General features: G+C 58.5%; 17 protein-coding genes, 1 tRNA gene and 1 pseudogene. 12 read left to right on the forward strand and 7 right to left on the reverse strand.

The window, feature by feature from the left end; genetic code table 11:
- The first annotated feature begins 170 nt into the window (after positions 1–170).
- From NW805_RS05480 to NW805_RS05490, 3 genes are all read left to right on the forward strand, one after another.
- Positions 171–830, forward strand: coding sequence for an XRE family transcriptional regulator (locus NW805_RS05480; RefSeq protein WP_414421909.1), 660 nt, complete (start codon positions 171–173; stop codon positions 828–830).
- 151 nt (positions 831–981) lie between these two features.
- A complete protein-coding gene (locus NW805_RS05485; protein WP_414421910.1) occupies positions 982–1,809 on the forward strand; it encodes an OmpA family protein in 828 nt (275 codons plus the stop codon).
- A 117-nt stretch (positions 1,810–1,926) separates the two neighbouring features.
- Entirely contained in the window at positions 1,927–2,439 is a 513-nt protein-coding gene (locus tag NW805_RS05490) for an ATP-binding protein (RefSeq protein WP_414421911.1), read from the forward strand.
- Here NW805_RS05490 and NW805_RS05495 read toward each other — a convergent pair.
- Complete coding sequence (locus NW805_RS05495; protein WP_414413554.1) at positions 2,416–3,546, reverse strand: geranylgeranyl reductase family protein; 1,131 nt, start codon at positions 3,544–3,546, stop codon at positions 2,416–2,418. The genes NW805_RS05490 and NW805_RS05495 overlap by 24 nt on opposite strands.
- A 110-nt stretch (positions 3,547–3,656) precedes the next feature.
- On the opposite strand from NW805_RS05495, the gene NW805_RS05500 reads away from it, so the two are divergent.
- The 3 genes from NW805_RS05500 to NW805_RS05510 all read left to right on the forward strand — a co-directional run bounded on the left by NW805_RS05500 (position 3,657) and on the right by NW805_RS05510 (position 4,870).
- Positions 3,657–3,977: a hypothetical protein gene (locus NW805_RS05500; RefSeq protein ID WP_414421912.1), complete on the forward strand. Its 321-nt coding sequence runs from the start codon at positions 3,657–3,659 to the stop codon at positions 3,975–3,977.
- A gap of 111 nt (positions 3,978–4,088) precedes the next feature.
- Positions 4,089–4,376, forward strand: coding sequence for a hypothetical protein (locus NW805_RS05505; RefSeq protein ID WP_011433893.1), 288 nt, complete (start codon positions 4,089–4,091; stop codon positions 4,374–4,376).
- Positions 4,377–4,558: 182 nt separating this feature from the next.
- On the forward strand, positions 4,559–4,870 hold the full coding sequence (locus NW805_RS05510; RefSeq protein ID WP_414331199.1) for a hypothetical protein: 312 nt from the start codon (positions 4,559–4,561) through the stop codon (positions 4,868–4,870).
- A 91-nt stretch (positions 4,871–4,961) separates the two neighbouring features.
- Here the strand turns inward: NW805_RS05510 and NW805_RS05515 are convergent.
- From NW805_RS05515 to NW805_RS05525, 3 genes and pseudogenes are all read right to left on the reverse strand, one after another.
- Positions 4,962–5,145: pseudogene (locus NW805_RS05515) on the reverse strand (hypothetical protein); the annotation flags it as partial.
- 227 nt (positions 5,146–5,372) lie between these two features.
- Positions 5,373–5,463 (reverse strand) — tRNA-Ser (locus tag NW805_RS05520).
- A 155-nt stretch (positions 5,464–5,618) separates the two neighbouring features.
- Positions 5,619–6,167: a hypothetical protein gene (locus NW805_RS05525; protein WP_011433891.1), complete on the reverse strand. Its 549-nt coding sequence runs from the start codon at positions 6,165–6,167 to the stop codon at positions 5,619–5,621.
- Positions 6,168–6,722: 555 nt separating this feature from the next.
- Here NW805_RS05525 and NW805_RS05530 point away from each other — a divergent pair.
- Both NW805_RS05530 and NW805_RS05535 read left to right on the forward strand, forming a co-directional pair.
- Entirely contained in the window at positions 6,723–7,706 is a 984-nt protein-coding gene (locus NW805_RS05530; protein ID WP_414330856.1) for a PhoH family protein, read from the forward strand.
- Positions 7,707–7,708: 2 nt separating this feature from the next.
- A complete protein-coding gene (locus NW805_RS05535; protein WP_414421913.1) occupies positions 7,709–8,428 on the forward strand; it encodes an HAD-IA family hydrolase in 720 nt (239 codons plus the stop codon).
- Here NW805_RS05535 and NW805_RS05540 read toward each other — a convergent pair.
- Genes NW805_RS05540 through NW805_RS05550 form a run of 3 tightly spaced genes read right to left on the reverse strand, consistent with a single transcriptional unit; the run spans position 8,406 to position 11,154 of the window.
- Positions 8,406–9,221 carry an alpha/beta fold hydrolase gene (locus tag NW805_RS05540; protein ID WP_414421914.1) on the reverse strand — a complete coding sequence of 272 codons (816 nt, stop codon included), beginning with the start codon at positions 9,219–9,221 and terminating at the stop codon, positions 8,406–8,408. The genes NW805_RS05535 and NW805_RS05540 overlap by 23 nt on opposite strands.
- Positions 9,218–10,006 (reverse strand): lysophospholipid acyltransferase family protein, encoded by a 789-nt coding sequence (locus NW805_RS05545; protein ID WP_414421915.1) that lies wholly within the window; start codon positions 10,004–10,006, stop codon positions 9,218–9,220. The genes NW805_RS05540 and NW805_RS05545 overlap by 4 nt, the downstream gene beginning before the upstream one ends.
- Positions 10,006–11,154 carry a cob(I)yrinic acid a,c-diamide adenosyltransferase gene (locus NW805_RS05550; protein WP_041436711.1) on the reverse strand — a complete coding sequence of 383 codons (1,149 nt, stop codon included), beginning with the start codon at positions 11,152–11,154 and terminating at the stop codon, positions 10,006–10,008. The genes NW805_RS05545 and NW805_RS05550 overlap by 1 nt, the downstream gene beginning before the upstream one ends.
- A gap of 168 nt (positions 11,155–11,322) precedes the next feature.
- On the opposite strand from NW805_RS05550, the gene NW805_RS05555 reads away from it, so the two are divergent.
- The 4 genes from NW805_RS05555 to NW805_RS05570 all read left to right on the forward strand — a co-directional run bounded on the left by NW805_RS05555 (position 11,323) and on the right by NW805_RS05570 (position 15,464).
- Positions 11,323–12,267 (forward strand): PLP-dependent cysteine synthase family protein, encoded by a 945-nt coding sequence (locus NW805_RS05555; RefSeq protein WP_414421916.1) that lies wholly within the window; start codon positions 11,323–11,325, stop codon positions 12,265–12,267.
- Between the two features lie 1,154 nt (positions 12,268–13,421).
- Positions 13,422–13,640: a hypothetical protein gene (locus NW805_RS05560; RefSeq protein ID WP_414331694.1), complete on the forward strand. Its 219-nt coding sequence runs from the start codon at positions 13,422–13,424 to the stop codon at positions 13,638–13,640.
- Between the two features lie 43 nt (positions 13,641–13,683).
- On the forward strand, positions 13,684–14,964 hold the full coding sequence (locus NW805_RS05565) for an MDR family MFS transporter (RefSeq protein WP_414421917.1): 1,281 nt from the start codon (positions 13,684–13,686) through the stop codon (positions 14,962–14,964).
- Positions 14,965–15,095: 131 nt separating this feature from the next.
- Positions 15,096–15,464, forward strand: coding sequence for a YccF domain-containing protein (locus NW805_RS05570; protein ID WP_414421918.1), 369 nt, complete (start codon positions 15,096–15,098; stop codon positions 15,462–15,464).
- The last annotated feature ends 42 nt before the right edge of the window (positions 15,465–15,506 follow it).

Below are 15,506 nucleotides of genomic sequence, written 5' to 3' on the forward strand. Positions count from 1 at the left end.
CTGGTAGAGCAGAGCAGGCTCAGGGCTACTGAAAGCCCGCTCCGTACCGCTTAGCGGTCGGAGCCGGGTAGTTTACGTTGAAGATTCTCCCCAAATGGCTGCACCGGTTGTTGACTTGTCAAGATATAGTGGTAAAAATCTGCTTATACACAATATGTAGCGTTAAGCCGATGTCCATCTCCTCTGGCTCTTCTTTTGCAGACCGCTTGCGATGGGTGATTGGCGATGAAGCCGTCTATGCGTTTGGGCGACGGGCCGGAATTAGCGATACGGCCTTGCGCAGCTACCTGAAGGGATCCGTGCCCAGCATTGACAAGGCCGTGAAAATTGCCCAAGTGGGCCAGGTCAACCTCAATTGGCTGATTACAGGGGAGGGATCCCCGCAGTTGGATCCCGGCTCGAAAGCAGAGTATGTGTATGTGCCTTTTGTCGATGTGGCCGCCTCTGCCGGAGCGGGGGCGTTGGTGCGGGAAGAATCGATCGAATCGGTGGTTGCTTTTGAGCGAAACTGGCTGCGGACATACTTGAAGGGAAATCCTGCCGAGCTGAGCCTGATTCGGGTGCAGGGGGATAGCATGTCTCCCACCTTGGAGGATGGCGACTGGATCTTTGTGGAGCGGCAAGAGGGTGGAGACCTGGGCTGTGAAGGCATTTACGTCTTTCAGATGGATGGAGATCTGTTGGTCAAACGGCTGCAGCGCCTGCCTGGGTCCCAGGTGAAGGTGATCAGCGACAATCCCCGCTTTCCCCCTTTTGTGGCGGATTTGGCGGATCCCGTCAACGGCCTAACCCTCATAGGGCGTTATCGAGGTCGCATCAGTTTTGATTAGCCTCCCACAGCAGATGGCGGGAAGTGGCAGTTGGACCGACCGAGAATCCCCTTGGCGAGATTGGGTCGGCGGTTAGGATGGGTCTTGAGGGTTGAGTTGAGAGGAGTTCCCGCTCCTTACCTGCGCCCACCCAGCCGAAGGTTTGCCAGCGATGCCTCGTTCCTCCCAACGCTCAACAGTTGCTCTCCATTTCCTGAGTGGGATCCTCTTGGTCAGCAGCGGAATCTGGGTCGGGATGGTGCTTCCCCAGCAGGCCCAACCTCAGCCCCAGCCGGAGACCAACATCTCTCCCACTCAACCCGCTTCTCCCACACCACCGATCCTGCCCACCTTGGCCCCGCCCCAGGCCAATCCTCCGGTGGCCAGCCCAACAGCAGATGCAGATCCAGAGGAAAATCATGAGAGCCCCACGGATCTGGAGGCAGAGATTCGGGAGATCCGCCAGCAGGTGATCCAGCTCTTGATCAGAATTGAGGAACTGGAGTCGCGGCTGCAACGGCTGCGTTCTCAAACAGCCCCTGAGCCTGTCAGGGAATCTTCCACTGCTGCTGAGATCGCTCCAGGGGCAGAAAGCGCCTCTGCGCCCACCCCGGCTCCGACCACAACGCCAACCTCCTTTCAGGTGGGAACCCAAACCATCAGCCTGCCGGGCGATTTGCTGTTCGATTTTGACAAAGCCGAGATTCGACCTGAAGCAGCCTCGCTGTTGGCCCAGGTGGCCAAGTCCTTGGAAGCTATGCCCGGCGCCCGCGTTCAAGTGAATGGCCACACCGATAACATCGGGCCCTTAAACTACAACTTGGCCCTTTCTCTGCGCCGCGCCAATGCGGTTAAGGACTATTTGACGAAGCTGCTGCCGGAAGGCCATCCCATCAGTTGGACAACCTCTGGCTTTGGCCCCACCTTGCCGGTGGCCGATAACGACACAGAAGCCGGACGGCAGCGGAACCGCCGTGTGGATTTGGTCATCGCTCCCTAGCTACCTCCCCAAATGGGGGATGACACGTCCCAGCAGGGCTCTGGTCTAGAATCTGGTAGGGTCAATCCGGCCAGGATTGATGGGCTTGAGTTCAATCCTCATCGTTGGGGTTCGGTTTTGAACGCGGCAGGGATCCCTCTGGACAAGAGGCAAACGTTTGCGCTGAGGGTTGACACAACCCTGGACGCGCTTGACCAGGTTTTGACCTGGTTTGAGTCTTTCCGAAATGCGGGCATCCCAGATCCCATTTGGGCGGAATGTCAGTTGGCTTTGGTAGAGGGGTTTACCAACGCCGTTCGCCACGCCCACCGCGCTCTGCCGGAAAGTACGCCCATCGACATTGAGCTGCTGCTGATGCCGCAAGGGCTGGAGTTGCGCATCTGGGATCAGGGGCAGGAGTTTGATCTGGAGGGATTTGCTCGGAACTTGTCGGATCCCACATCGCCCAACGCCAATCTTGAGTCCGAGGGGGGACGGGGTATTTTGCTGATGAAAGCTCTCTCTACTCACCTCAGCTACAGCCGCCAGGCCGATGGTCGCAACTGCCTGGTGATCGGCAAGCGCTTCGACGATCCTGGATCTCGCCCGCGTCTGTCGGTGCCGGGCTTAGGCGAGCAGACCACCGCTTAACTTGCGAATAGCTGAGCTGGCCACATCGCTGTAGCGCAGTTCACCGGCCAAGATCTGGCCCATGCGCCGAGTGGCTCCCGGTCGTTTGACGCCCACCCTGTAGCCCACGCCCGGAAAGCGATAGAACAACGCCGCAATCCGCTTAGCCCAGCGCATTTCTGAGCCCCATTCCTGCTGCACGCGGGCAGAGTAGTTCGCCAGAGCTTCTGTATCCCCGCCTAGAGCTTGATCGATGGCCTGGGCCGCCAACATGCCGGTGAGAAGGGAAGGGCGGATCCCTTCAGCGGTAAACGGATCGATAACGCAGGCGGCATCTCCCACCAAGAGGGCATTTTGGGTGTGAAGCGGTTGATCTTCGTCCCAGAGGCAGATGGGATGGCCAAACGGCTTGACCGACTTCAAGTCTACGCCAAAGCTTTGGGCATATTGGGCGGCAATTTCCCGCAGGTTTTGTTTTTCTCCACCCCGAAAGGTGCCGGCTCCAATCGAGTAGCCATCAGCCTTGGGGAAGTTCCAGATGTAGCCATTGCTGACGGCGCCGAAGTCAAAATGGGCGGCTGCAGTTTGCGGCTGCGAGAGGGGCACTTCTGCTTCCAAGGCGGCAGCCAGGCGACGACGGCGTTCCTGAAAGCCCAGCCACTTGGCCATCGAGCCTTTTGCCCCATCGGCCCCAATCACGTACCGACCCCAGACCGGGCCGGCGGATGTCATCACCTGCCAGTGGTCACTTTGCCACTCAAGGCCGGAGACGGGGCATTCTGCCTGGAGCGCAGCCCCTTGCTTTTGCGCCTGCTGAATCAAGTAGTGGTCGAAAATATCCCGCCGCACCATCCAAACGGGCTCTTTTAAATCCAAATCGACCACCACCGGATCGCCACCACGCCAGGTGTAGCGGATTTGCCGGATCTTGAGGGAAATGGCGGGGCCAAAGTCGAAGTCAAACCAAGCCGCCACCATAGGAGAAACTCCCCCCCCACAGGGTTTGTAGCGGGGCAAGGGATCCTTTTCCAGAACCAGCACCGAGCGTCCCCGCTTGGCCAGATGGTAGGCAGCAGATCCGCCGGCGGGGCCGGCGCCGACGATGACACAGTCGTAGAGTTGCGGCATGGTTTTCGATACTCCAGGCCCCCCCATCCTGGGTTCTGCTCACCAGCTTCTAGCCTATTATGGCTACAGCGAATTGCCTGCACGTTGCTTGCCTTTTTGTCGGGAAGACCATGCGAATTCGCTGGCAGCGCCTTGCCAACCAGCCCTCAGCTTGCTACTGTGCCGCCTGCGGAAAGCGTTTTGCGGGCGGGAAGCGAGTTCGTCACCTATTCAACGATAAGGGGTTGGATCTCGGCCCCCTTTGCCCAGCGTGCTTTGCCCTTCCCCCAGAGCAGTTGCGAGAACAAATCCGCCGCTACGCCTATTTGATTCGCCTAAATCGTCTGCGGCATCCCGGCATCCAAGACCACGCCCATCATCTGGAGCAAGCGGCCCAGGAGCGCTCCATTCGGTATCCGGGCCTGTGGGGCTGGCTGCGGCAGTGGTGGTAGCGTTGGCAAGGGGATTGGGCATTCTGGAAAAGATGCAGGAAAATCAGGAGAGGTTGCCTTCGGGATCCCAGACCCGTTGGCTTGTTTGCTCTCGTTGGTTGAGGAGCCCCCATGCACGACCTGGACAGTTTGCCAGAACCAGTAGCCGATGCCTTGATCAAAAGCCTGCTTACGGACGTGGAGCGGCTGATCAACCAGCACGGACTGTCAGAGGTTCTGGTGGGGTTGGCCATGTATTGCAACGTGCAGTTCAAGGCCAAGTTCAATAAGCCCAACCGCACGGAGAAGGATGAGGAGTTGGGGTTTTATTTCCGCGACGCCGCCAAAGCTCTAGAGGTGGCTGCCAGCCTCACCTATCGCACCATCGACCGCTCTCAATCTGCCCGGCCCAGCACCTAGCCACTGGGATCCCTTTTTGGCCTCCACCCCCAAGCCCCTCTCCCAGGGGGAGAGGGGGGCAGGCATTTAACCAGCAAACCGTTTCACCGCAATGGGAAGGGAAGGAACGCGGCATCTTGGGGTGGCAAGGGATCCCCGTGGGTTTTTATGCTGGTGGGCAACAAGTTGCATTGAGGCTGAGCGTGAGAATCGTCTGGGAACGCAGCATTTACGGGGGCAATGGCCGAGTGCCCTGCATTATCTGTGGGGGATGGGCCAACCCCATCCAGAAAAAAGGGCACCAAGTGTTGCTGGCGGTGGTCTATAACGACCGCGGGCAAATCTACGGGGAAGTCTGCCGCAGTTGTCTCAGTTTGGGGGCCAAAGGCATCAAAGAGTGCCTGCAAGAGCGGATCGCCCGTTTGCGCAAGCAACTGGAAGATTTGGAAGAGCTGGAGCAGGGAGAGGTGCAACTGCCTACATTGGAGCAGGAGTTGAGCGCCTATTTGGATTGAGGACTACACCCCTCTGAAAAACTTACGAAACCCCAATAGGAGGTGACGTCTGATACATTTACGCTGAACACTGCTGAACATCACTGTTCAACTATGCAGCGATAGCATTCTGTTTGTTTCCAAACAGAATGGCGGTATCCCGCAAAGCTTTGAGTAGAATACCCAAAGCGCAGTTTCCGTGTCGTCTTACTACCAATTTTCTGCTTTGCTTTGGCTACCATGTTGGCAGACTCGAAAGTAAACAGAAAGATCAACTGGTAGTAATCCGTACTGAACATATTATACATTATTTTCAGTATAGTTGAGCTTATTATTGACTAGAGTCATGCTCTGATTTCTTCCTGCTTCCACGACCCATGACTGGTAGCGGGGTTGGCCTCTATGGTCGTTTCAGGTTAGTCTGAGACGCCCGAGCTACTGAGAAAAGCCCCGCCCTACCGCTATGGGGAAGTAAGCTAACGGCGCGCAGAGGACGTCAACAACCTTGGTCAGCAAATATGGACGGAGAGGGAGGGATTCGAACCCTCGACGGAGCTTTTGGGCCCCGTAACTTCTTAGCAGGAAGCCGCTTTCGACCACTCAGCCACCTCTCCAGGGCCAGGAAGGGCAATGGCAAGCTGGGATCCAGCCACCAGTTCACTCATTGTAGGGGATGGGATCCCACCCGGCAACTGCCCCCTGACCCGCCCTGCAAAGACTCCGTCCCGCTATCGCGATCAGCCGGGATCCCTCCTGGGGTTGGGTGAGTCTAGCTCACCACCTGCAGGTAAATATCGAAGCTGCCGCTATTGTCGCCGTAGCTGCCCTTGGCGTCATTGATGTTGAAGGCAATATCCAGGTTGGGATCCAGATCCACCTCTTGGGGCTGCTCTGGCGAGGACTCGAAAACCTGATGGGCCACCAGTTGGGCGTTGGGTTGAAACAGCACAATCCCGTAGCGGCAGAGGCCCGGGTAGCGCCACTCCTCAGGGGTCGGGATCCCTTTGCCAAGGGGCGAGCGGATGCTGGTGGAAAACGAGAAGCCATAGCGCCAAGCCACATTCCTGGGGAAAAAGCGGATACGGCTGGCCCGCAACGGACGCCCTTGCCAGCGTAAAATGTTGCCCGCCTCTTGGTTCACCCGCAGGTCACGGAAAGCCATCCAAGCCTGTAAAGCTTCTTCTTCAGGTTGGATCCCTTCGATGGCCAGGGCCTGGCTCCAATCCAAGTCACTGCCATCGCAGGTGATCTGCCGCGGAATTTGCGCCAAATCCAGTTGTGCCAACCCCAGGGTATCAGACGCAGATTGGGTAAACATCTATCTCTCCTTTTTCCATCTGATTTTTCAAAATGACTCCAGAAGGGATGAGCCTCTTGCTCAGAAATTAAGGAGTCACAGGGATCCCCAAGAGGAGCCTGGGGAAAGGTTGTAAGAGACCTCCATCCACATCCCTGCTGCTGGATGGAGAATGTCAGATGCACGATGACCAACGGAGCTGAAAACCTCAAGCTCTTGCCCAAACGGATGAGAGGTTGGGAGTTCAAGCCCCTTTAGCAATAGATCAACTTTACTTGATGAATAGGAGCTATTCCCGAAAAAAGAGCCCTTTGCAATACTTTTTTAGGGAACCTTAGAGAGTTGTTAATCCCCTGTGACTTGGCTGCGAATGAAGGCCAGAACCCAAATCCAGGTTTGCTGCAGATCTTCCAGAAGCTTGTATTTTGGAACACATTAATGGTGTAATCGCCTGTTAAGCACTCTTGCGCTCGACCCCTGGGCTCTGCAGCGGCTTTCCACAGCCCAGAGCGCCCTGACAAGCGTTTTTGGTAAGATCACCCCTACAGGTCTCCCAGGGTGCCCGGCGCCCACGGCATGCACGACAACCCTACTTCCCTCTCTTCTGATTTCGAAGTCATCTCTCTGTCCAATCCTCAACAGGCCATGTCTTTGGCGGGCACTCAGGAGGCCAACCTGAGGTGGATCAGTCGCTCCAGCGGTGCTTCTGTAACGCTGCGCGGACAAGACCTGTACCTGAAAGGCACTCCCCAACAGCGGCAGCAGGTGCGGCAATGGCTAGAATTGCTGAGGCCGCTTTGGCAAACTGGGCACCCCGTCACTGTGATCGATGCAGAGCAAGCTTTTCGCGCCCTCTCCGGACAAGAGGCTGCCGCCTACCAGCAAGCACAAGCAGGGATTTTGGCCCGCACCCGCAAAGGGGAGCTTATCCGACCGAAAACGCCCCGCCAACAGGAGTACGTGCGAGCCATTCGCACCCACGACCTCTGCTTTGGCATTGGACCGGCGGGCACAGGAAAAACCTATCTGGCTGCCGTTGTGGCCATTGCTGCCCTACAAAACCGGGAGTACGAGCGTTTGATTTTGACTCGCCCGGCTGTGGAGGCGGGAGAAAAACTGGGGTTTTTGCCGGGGGATCTGGTGGAAAAGGTGGATCCCTATCTGCGGCCCCTTTACGATGCCCTGTTCGAGTTTATCGACCCGGCCAAGCTGCCGCAGTTGATGGAGCAGGGGGTGATCGAGGTGGCGCCGCTGGCCTATATGCGAGGCCGTACTTTGAGCAATGCCTTCATCATTTTGGACGAAGCCCAGAACACCACCCCCGAGCAGATGAAGATGGCCCTCACGCGGCTGGGATTCCGGTCGCGTATGGTGGTTACCGGGGATCTCACCCAAACGGATCTGGGCAAACATCGCATGTCCGGCCTGGCAGCGGCAGAGCGTATTCTGACAGGGGTAGAGGGGGTTGCCTTTTGCTACTTCGACCAGCGGGATGTGGTGCGCCACCCTCTGGTGCAGCGGATTGTCGATGCCTACGCCCGCTACGAGGGGCAGTCGTGAAGATGAGGGTGCTCTTTTTCGACGCTGTGGGCACTTTGTTTCGGGTGCGGGGCAGCGTGGGCCAGGTTTACAGCCAGGTGGCAGCGGAGTATGGGGTAAGGGTGGATCCCCAGGCCTTGGATCGCGCTTTTGGCCAAGTTTTTGCCCAGGCTCCAGCCCCGGCCTGCCCAGGATTGACGGGATCCCCTTTGCGGGAGTGGGAGCGGACCTGGTGGCGCCAGGTGGTGCGGGAGACTTTTGCCCGGGTGGGATCCCTGGCTGCCTTCGGAGCGCACCGGTTTGAAGACTTTTTCGCCCAATTGTTTGAGCACTTTGCCGGGGCGGATCCCTGGGAGCTGTATCCCGAGACGCTGCCGGCTTTGCGGGCCCTGCAGCAGGAAGGGATCCGGTTGGGGGTGATCTCCAACTTCGACAGCCGCTTGCCCAGGGTGCTGCAGCAGTTGCAGTTGGATCCCTACTTTTCCACCCTCACCCTCTCCACCCAAGTGGGCTATGCCAAGCCCGATCCTCGCATCTTCCAAGCTGCCCTGGCAGCCCACGGGATCCCCCCCGCAACCGCCGGCCACATTGGCGACAGCCGCCGCGACGATTATCAGGGGGCAAAAGCAGCAGGCTTGCGAGCCCTTTGGCTGGATCGAGAGGGGAAGGATAGCTCCTGCCCAGAGCGGATAGAAGATCTGTGGGGATCCCTGTCCATGCTCAATGGGCCGAAGCAGAATTGAGCAGCAGAGGGGCAAAAAGGCCATCCGGCTTGAGCAGGTAACGCCGCAGGTTCATCCGCCGCTCCAGCAGGCAAGCGTGGCCGCTCTGGGGCGAGATTTCTACCTGCGCCTGGGGCAGCCGTTCCGCCAGCCAGCCCACCTCCTGCACCGAGGGCAACAGGCGATCCCGCCCCCCCGCCACCAGCAAAGTTGGCAGGGTCATCGACTCCAGGGGCAGCTTCTCCACAGCAAAGGATCCCAGCAAAGCCAAGCGCTGAGCAGCTACTGTGGGCTCAACACTGTGAACCGCCTGGCGCAGCCGCTCCCGATCCGGCGGCTCCATTTGGCTGAGCTCCGCCAAAGCCCCCAACCCTCGCTCCGACAACTGGTGATAGAGCCCCGGTGGCAAAAAAGGCAGGAGAACATGCCCTGCCCACCACCAGGGCCTACGTCGCAGCGACGAGGCTGGATTGACCAAAATGAGGCCGCGGCACCGTTCCGGCCATTGGGCGGCCACCAACAAGGCCAGGCAGGCCCCAAAGGATTCTCCACACAAGTACGCCCCCGCTTCTAGCTGGGATCCCACCCAATCGGCCAGGGTTTCCCAGCTATCCCCCGCTTCCGGGTGGTTCAAACTCAGGGGGCGAATGCGAAACTCCCGCTGCAGAGCCTGCGCCTGCCGGTAAAACAACGTACCTGTGCCATCCATACCGGGCAAATACAGCAGCAGGGGCCGCTCCTGACCGACCGCTCCCGTTGCCGGGCTGACCAAGCTAGAGGCAGATGCTACCGGCTCGCCACTCAACTTTCTCATCTCTCTGCCAATCCCAATCGCACCTGTTCTCGGGCCGCTGCAGTTAGCTCTTGAATGACCTGCATTCGCTCGCGTCGGGATCCCTGGCGCTGCTTCCTGCCCACCCAAAGGGGAGATCCCACCCTGAGCACCACCCGCCGATACAACACCACCGGATGTCCCCCTTCCTGTTGAAATCGGGGTTCAGTGGGGTCAAACCAGCGGAAAAAAGCCATGGGAATATCCATCCCCCGCCATTCTTCCTGCGCCCACACCGCCACCGGCAGAATCGGCAAGGGATCCACCGCTGCCGCCAGTGCCAGGTGGGCAAAACCCGGCTGAAACCGCCCCACCTCCCCAGGCGAGGTCTCACGGGTGATCTGCTCCGCCCCCTCTGGGAAGATCCCCACCCCCACGCCCGCCGCCAAACTGGCCTGTGCCTGGCGAAAAAAATGGATTTGCTGTCGGGATCCCTGCTTGAGGGGAATGCAGTCCAAAGCCAAGGCGATCTCCCGCAGCAGCGGCACCTGAGCCAGGTAGTAATGGCAGGCAAAGCGAATCGGTCGGCCCAACCCCGCGATCAGCACCGGTGCATCCAGAAAACTGCGGTGATTGCTCACCACCACCAGCGGGCCAGCAGGAACACGCTCCCCTCCCTCCACCCACACTTCCGTCTGGAAAAGGGTAAGCAACAACTGGGCCAGCATCCTGGGATCCGGTGGCCAAGAGAGATCAGATCTGGCCGAGGGCAAAGGTTGCCCAACCGCTGCAGTCGCGACAGCGTTGTGTAGCAGCAAGGATCCCATCAGTAGTCCACCCCGCGCCGCAGATCGGCCCCCTGCTCGGCATAGTGCTTGTGGCTCACCATTTCCGAGTGGACAGAGGCCAGCTCAAAGTAAGGTAAGGGGGCATGGCACCGCCCCGTGATGATGATCTCCGTGTCCCGCGGCTTGCGCAGCAAAGCCTGGACAATCGGCTCCACGTCCAGCAGCTCCAGATCCACCGTCGGGTTCAACTCATCCAAGATGATGGTTTTGTACAGGCCAGAAGCGATGGCCGCCCGTGCCAACTCCCAGCCCCGCTCCGCTTCTACATAGTCGATTTCCTGTTGTTTGCCCCGCCAGACAATGGCGTCCCGACCGCAACGCTGGTGATCCACCAAATCGGGGTAGCTTTCCCGCAGGGCCCGAATGGCTGCATCCTCGGTGTAGCCCGTTCCCCCCTTCAGCCATTGCATGATCAGTACACGATGGGAGAGATCCTTACTGATGCCGCGTCCAATCGCCTGCAGAGCCCGACCCAGAGCGCTGGTGGATTTTCCCTTGCCGTTGCCGGTGTAGATCTCGATGCCGCTGCAAGGGGGTTGGCCGTTTTGGGGATCCGTCGCCCGCCGGACACTGCGCATTTCCGAGTGCAAATCCGCCAGGTCGATAATTTCCTTGGGAGCGCCGCGCCCGGTGATGATCACCTCCATGGCCTCCGGCTTTTGCTTGAGGGTACTGACCACCTCCTCCACAGGCAACAGGCCCAGATCCAGCACCGGGTTGAGCTCATCCAGCACCACCACCGAGTAAAACCCCGACGCCAAAGCCCCTTTGGCCACGTCCCAGCCACGGCGGGCCTCCTGACGGTCAAACTTGGTGATCTCGTCTGGGCCAAAAAACTCTCCCCGCCCGGTGCGCAATTGATCGATGAGATGGGGGAAGCCTCGCTGCAGAGCCGCAATGGCCGCATCCTCAGCATAGGTTCGGCCTGGCCCCTTGAGAAACCGCACCAGCAACACCCGGCTGGGGGCCGCCTTTTCGATCCCCAAGCCAATGGAACGCAGCACAACCCCTAGGGCCGCCTGGGACTTGCCTTTGCCCTCGCCGTCGTAGACATGGATCTGGCCCCGTCGCCGGTCGAACTGTTGGGCAGTTACAATCCCGATTTCTGCCATGCCCCTCCGCGTCATCCTGCTGTGGGAAAATCCCACTTTTCTACCCCCATCTTAGAGCCTACTTGGAGCCTAGCCAGAACTTGGGCAGGAGGGGGAAACTAAAAAGCTCCCAAGAGGCCGGAAAGACCGGGGTAAGATGAGCAATGGTTGTCCAGCCGATGCCTGTCTAGCGAGGGATCCCCCTTGTATCCGACTGCATTTTCTTCTCGCCCGTTACTCCCTGCTGTGGATAGCCCTATTGAGCTGGTGGGGGGGACGCCGCTGATCCGTCTGCGGCGGGTTGCTGCCGATTTGCCGGAATCGGTACGGGTATATGGCAAGGCAGAGTGGTACAACCCTGGGGGTTCAGTCAAGGATCGCCCGGCCCTCAACATGATTCGAACCGGCGAACGCCAGGGCAAGCTCACCCCCGGCAAGATCATCCTGGATGCTACCAGCGGTAACACCGGCATCGCCTATGCCTGGATCGGGGCGGCCTTGGGCTACAAAGTCAAGCTGGCCCTTCCCGCCAACGCCAGCCCGGAGCGCAAGAAGATCCTGGCTGCCTATGGCGTGGACTTGGTTCTGACAGATCCCGCTCTGGGATCCGATGGGGCCATCGAGAAAGCCCGCGCCCTCTATGCGGAAAACCCCGAGCTTTATTTCTACCCTGACCAGTACAGCAACCCCGCCAACTGGCAAGCCCACTACGAAACCACTGGGGTGGAGATTTGGGAGCAAACCCAGGGGCAGGTCACCCATTTTGTTACCGGGCTAGGCACCAGCGGCACCTGTATGGGGGTGGGGCGGCGCCTGCGAGAGTATCGCCCGGATATCCAAATCATTGCCATGCAGCCCGACTCTCCCTTCCATGGCCTGGAAGGGCTCAAGCACATGGCCACAGCTCTAAAACCCGAGATTTACGATCCCACCCTGCCTGACCAGCACATTGAGATCTCCACAGAAGCAGCCCAGAAAATGGTCAAGCGCTTGGCGTTGGAAGAAGGCCTGCTGGTGGGCATCTCTGCCGGCGCCAATGTGGTGGCAGCCCTAGAGGTGGCCCGTCAGCTCTCCTCTGGAGTGGTGGTGACCATCTTTTGCGACGGGGCTGACAAATATCTTTCCGAGCGTTTCTGGACAGAGGAGTGACATCCTCCCGGCGCTCGTCCTGTGGACAGGGCGCGGGCTACCCTTCCCGTCAGCAGGACGGAGTCCTTACCTCACAGTTGGGCATTCCTGCCCCACGCCACTTGCCTGGGTCTACAACCCCCGACAAAACAACTGGACAGGCGGTTCTCCTTCCCCAGCCTCCCTGGCTACTGCCAGCTCGCAAAACAACCTCTAATCCACCCAGCACAGTTCCCAAGGCTGAGGCTGAGTCCCGATGCACCCGGTACCGGCATTCAGGGCACTGAGGCCCCCCGACAGCCCAGCTGTTGCTAACCATCCCCCAGCACTTGCAACCGATTTGGCCGCTTCCTTTGGGGTCAACCTTGGCAAAGTCCACCCCACCCTTCCAGCAAACCCACTCCAGAAGGCAGAGAATCTATCCCCAGGCAGCCTCGACGCAATCCTTGGGCAACATCCCCCTTGCCCAGCCCTTGGCCTTGAGGTCTTCCACAAAGATCTTCCACAAAGAAAAGATAGAGAGGGTCTGCCCTCGGTCTCAACGCCAATGGGCCCTCTGGAAATGAAACTCTTGGCAACCATTGGCAATGCCCTGCTGCATCCTGGCAACCTGCAGTGGTGCTCTCTTCCAGTGGCAAGACCCCTGCTGTTTTCTCGCCCCCCTGGGTTGCAGCCTTCTCAGCTGGCCTTGCAGGGCTTTGAAGCCCTTGGGCCGTTCCCAAAAGCGCTCTCTGAAGTCGTCAGGAATTGCTCCAAAACCAGGTCAATCCCCGTCGTCCGCCCGTGAGCTGGTTTGTTGGGAGGCATCTGGATAAGCCCAGTACTTGTAGGTTACCGCCAGCATAAGTAGGCTTTACTACAGATTTCGCTCAGGGGTATGGCGGGGATCCATGTATCCCAGTGCTCACCCTGCGGCTAGAGCATGGGACCTATTGCCCCCGCACCCCCGTTAGTTAACCCGTTAGTTAAAATTGTTGGTACTAGAACTGTAAGGCACAGCTTCTTCTAGCTTTGTCCAGGTTTGCGGCTGAGCTACAGGTGCTCTGTTGTGGGCAAAGGGAACTTGGGCCTCGGCTGCAGCAAGCAAGATGGGGGTTGGCTTCCTGCTCAGCAGGTTTTGGGAAAGGTTGAAGGTTGTAAGTTGGCTCAGAAGAGGACTGGGTGTTTTGGGGCAGATGAAAAGTAGCTTAGTGCAGCTCGATTATCGAGTTTATAAGTTGGCGCGGCTGTTGAGCGAATATTTGGAGTTGGGGAAATGGGTTGCCCTGTCTGCTGGCTCGCTGGGTGAAGAGCCTTCTGGCAACGAACATCAAGCCTGGCTGCACAAATTTTCAGTTTACTTGTCAGAGCAGGCTCCTTGCCCTGGCCTCAAGGATCGGGATCCCGTAGGCTAGGTAGGCCCTCCCCTGCTGCACTCAACATCCTGCTGCACTCAACATGTGGATCCCTTCTTGGTGGCCGAAGCTCAGTTTTCAGGTTTGGCTGATCTTTATCGGTCGGCTGCTTTCCCAAACTGGAACCGGCTTTACCTTGTTTTATGCCAGTCTCTTTTTTGTGAATCAGGTGGGGCTGACCGCCACCCAAGTGGGCCTGGGGCTAGGCATTATGGCTTTTGCCGGGGTGTTTGGCCGCATCCTGGGCGGCTCGATGGCCGATGGAGCTTGGGGGCGCCGTTCCACTTTGATCCTCTCTCTGGCTATTTCCAGCTTGGGGTCGTTTGGGTTTGCGCTCTCCTATGACTTCTGGAGTTTTGCTCTGGCCAATGTGGCTGCAGGCTTGGGGCAGGGGTTGTACTGGCCGCCTGCGGAAGCGATTGTAGCAGATCTAACCACTCGTGAGCAGCGCAACGAAGCCTACGCTCTCAACCGTCTGGGGGATAACCTGGGCCTCAGCCTTGGGGTGGCTATGGCCAGCACGCTGGTGGCTCTGACGGGGGCCTATCGACTCTTGTTTGTAATCGACGGTGTCACTTTTCTAATCTTTCTGGCAGTACTTTGGTTTTTTATCCGGGAAACTCGGGCGACTTGTCCGGCAGCAGAGCCTGTGTTGGCAGGTTGGAAAACCGCCCTTAGAGATCGCTCCCTTTTGGTGTTTGGCCTGTCGAATATCCTGTTCACCACCTATGTGGCCCAGCTCAGCAGCAGCATGCCCCTTTACTTCCGCAATGGGGTAGGGATCCCAGAGGTGCAAATCGGCATTTTGTTTGCCTTGCATGGGGCCTTGATCGCTCTGCTGCAGATGCCGGTGGCCCGTTGGTTGAATCGCCGGACGCGCATCCAAGGGTTGCAGGGATCCGCCCTGATGTGGGGGGTGGGATTTCTTTTGGTTTGGCTTAGCGGTCTGGCGGCGGAATTGGGGGCTCCGGCCCCGGCGGTGGCAGTCTTGGCGCTGGCGGTGCTCTCTTTGGCGTTGGTGAGCTACAACCCCTCTGCCTCTGCTTTGGTGGCGGATTTGGCGCCGGATCACTTGCGGGGGGTGTATCTGTCGGTCAACTCCCTCTGCTGGGCGGCGGGGTTTGCTCTTGGCCCAATGATTGGGGGGATGGCCTTGGACTTGCCGCAACCGTGGGCAAGCGGGTTGTGGATCTTTTGGGTGATCACCGTCAGTTGGGTTTGGGGGATCCTCCGCTTTCTGAACCGCATTCTGCCCTGCAAGGTGAATAGGGCCGCAGTGCCTCCGGTGATGGAGCCCGCTCCCCTCGGTGACGCAGAACGCTAGAGCCCAGGAAAGAAGCAGATTTTGGGATCCCAGTCTTGGCCAACAGCTGGTTAGAGTATGGATGTCGAACAGGAAGGCTGGTTCTGCTCTTGTACCCTGCAATTTGGTCTCAACGGTGGAGGATCTGAATCATGAGCTTGATTGGCAACATCATCTGGCTAATCTTCGGGGGTTTGCTGACAGGTTTGGGCTACATCTTAGGAGGACTGAGCCTTTGCCTGACAATCATCGGCATTCCCTTTGGCTGGCAGAGCATCAAACTGGGGTTTGCAGTGCTTGCCCCCTTCGGAAAGGAAGTGGTGGAGTATCCCGATGCCAACAGCCTGCTGCTGCTGATCTTTAACGTCATCTGGCTATTGCTGTTTGGCTGGCCGTTGGTGCTTAACCATCTCTTCTGGGCTGTGATTCTGGCAATCACCATTGTTGGGATCCCCTTTGCCAAACAACACATGAAGTTAATTATTTTGTCGTTGTTGCCCTTTGGCCGAGATCTGCGCTGAGAAAGTGGGTGAACCTAGATTGTGGGTTTATTGAGGGGTACG

It is taken from the genome of Synechococcus sp. W60.1 (genome assembly GCF_047461575.1).
Lineage (GTDB): Bacteria > Cyanobacteriota > Cyanobacteriia > Thermostichales > Thermostichaceae > Thermostichus.

Coding starts and splice junctions, on each gene's coding strand:
- NW805_RS05480 (WP_414421909.1), top strand. CDS start 171: ATGTCCATCTCCTCTGGCTCTTCTTTTGCAGACCGCTTGCGATGGGTG.
- NW805_RS05485 (WP_414421910.1), top strand. CDS start 982: ATGCCTCGTTCCTCCCAACGCTCAACAGTTGCTCTCCATTTCCTGAGT.
- NW805_RS05495 (WP_414413554.1), bottom strand. CDS start 3,546: ATGCCGCAACTCTACGACTGTGTCATCGTCGGCGCCGGCCCCGCCGGC.
- NW805_RS05500 (WP_414421912.1), top strand. CDS start 3,657: ATGCGAATTCGCTGGCAGCGCCTTGCCAACCAGCCCTCAGCTTGCTAC.
- NW805_RS05505 (WP_011433893.1), top strand. CDS start 4,089: ATGCACGACCTGGACAGTTTGCCAGAACCAGTAGCCGATGCCTTGATC.
- NW805_RS05525 (WP_011433891.1), bottom strand. CDS start 6,167: ATGTTTACCCAATCTGCGTCTGATACCCTGGGGTTGGCACAACTGGAT.
- NW805_RS05530 (WP_414330856.1), top strand. CDS start 6,723: ATGCACGACAACCCTACTTCCCTCTCTTCTGATTTCGAAGTCATCTCT.
- NW805_RS05535 (WP_414421913.1), top strand. CDS start 7,709: ATGAGGGTGCTCTTTTTCGACGCTGTGGGCACTTTGTTTCGGGTGCGG.
- NW805_RS05540 (WP_414421914.1), bottom strand. CDS start 9,221: ATGAGAAAGTTGAGTGGCGAGCCGGTAGCATCTGCCTCTAGCTTGGTC.
- NW805_RS05545 (WP_414421915.1), bottom strand. CDS start 10,006: ATGGGATCCTTGCTGCTACACAACGCTGTCGCGACTGCAGCGGTTGGG.
- NW805_RS05550 (WP_041436711.1), bottom strand. CDS start 11,154: ATGACGCGGAGGGGCATGGCAGAAATCGGGATTGTAACTGCCCAACAG.
- NW805_RS05560 (WP_414331694.1), top strand. CDS start 13,422: ATGAAAAGTAGCTTAGTGCAGCTCGATTATCGAGTTTATAAGTTGGCG.
- NW805_RS05565 (WP_414421917.1), top strand. CDS start 13,684: ATGTGGATCCCTTCTTGGTGGCCGAAGCTCAGTTTTCAGGTTTGGCTG.
- NW805_RS05570 (WP_414421918.1), top strand. CDS start 15,096: ATGAGCTTGATTGGCAACATCATCTGGCTAATCTTCGGGGGTTTGCTG.